The sequence below is a fragment of the Roseibium sediminis genome (assembly GCF_008711325.1).
Taxonomy (GTDB): domain Bacteria; phylum Pseudomonadota; class Alphaproteobacteria; order Rhizobiales; family Stappiaceae; genus Roseibium; species Roseibium sediminis.
In genome coordinates, this window is sequence record NZ_VXDB01000086.1 from 1 (window position 1) to 1,111 (window position 1,111).

The 1,111-nt window shown below is 51.6% G+C and carries 1 protein-coding gene; it reads left to right on the top strand.

Annotated features, from left to right (window positions below):
• Positions 1–226 precede the first annotated feature (226 nt).
• Positions 227–1,111, top strand: an 885-nt coding sequence (locus F0155_RS23170) for a DUF637 domain-containing protein (protein WP_280177019.1), incomplete at its 3' end; no start/stop codon positions are given.

Consider the following 1,111-nt stretch of genomic DNA (forward strand, 5'->3'; position numbering starts at 1 on the left):
CGGCTGCTCCTAAAAGGCCAAGCCAAAATCATTGGGTTTTTGCGGGTGTCCAGCTCGCCAACGAATATTTCTACGAAGAAACCGTCCAGCTCAGCTTTCGACCGGTGCGTTTTAACGCGGGGGATCGACCTTAATACGCTCCGGATTCACGACCGAAACCAATACGGAACTCTTTTAGCGACTGCTCGGGAACTTCGGTAAAGGCAGTCTCTCGCTGGGTAACATCCTGGACGGCGCACTTGATGGAGCAATCTCGTCAGGCCTTTCCTCGGCGGTCTACGGTACTGACTTCCTGGAAGGCTTCTCGTCTTCCATGGTCAACACGTTGGTGAACCTGACCCTTGCCGACGTTCAATTCGAGATCGGTGAGCTTGGGGTCACCTACGACGCTAGTGGAAACAGGATCAAAAATGCCAACTGGGAGGGGTCTCTCCCTCATGCGCTGCTGCATGGGCTGGCTGGCTGCGCCGCAGGAGCTGTCCAGAACGGCGGACAAGGCTGTGCAGCTGGTGCTGCGGGTGGATTGGCACAGAGTCTCTATGCTGGCATAGCAAAAAGCAGCGAACCAAAAGCTGAAGACTATTCTAACCCAAATGACTTTCTTTCGGCTCAGGCGGCTTGGCGTTCGAAGGGTTTGCGCATGGTTGAATTGTACTCCGCCGTGGCAGGGTACTTTTTCTCAGGTGGTGAAGGTGGAAACGTTTCACTTGCCAGCCAAGTCGGCACATCTGCTTTCAGAAATAACTATCTGAGCCACGATCAGTTTTCGTCGATGATCGAGGCATTTGAGAACTGCGAAGGTGATACTCAATGCATGCGCGATGTTCTTGGTGAATACCGTGTCCTTTCTCTGGAACAGGAACATGAATTAGCTCTTTGTGGCTCAGATCTTTCGTGCATGGCAAAACACTTGCCGGATCTAGCAGGTACGCTTGGAAGTGGCCAGATAGGAGATTTTTTCAGTGATTCCGATCTGTTAAAAATCGACGATCCTGTCGTGCAGGATATCTTGCGCCAAATTAATGCAATTCAAGAAGTTAGTCTCGCATCTCATGGTGATCCTCCCCCTTTGAATTGGTCCGCCCCTATAGTTAGGAAACGGAGGATCAGA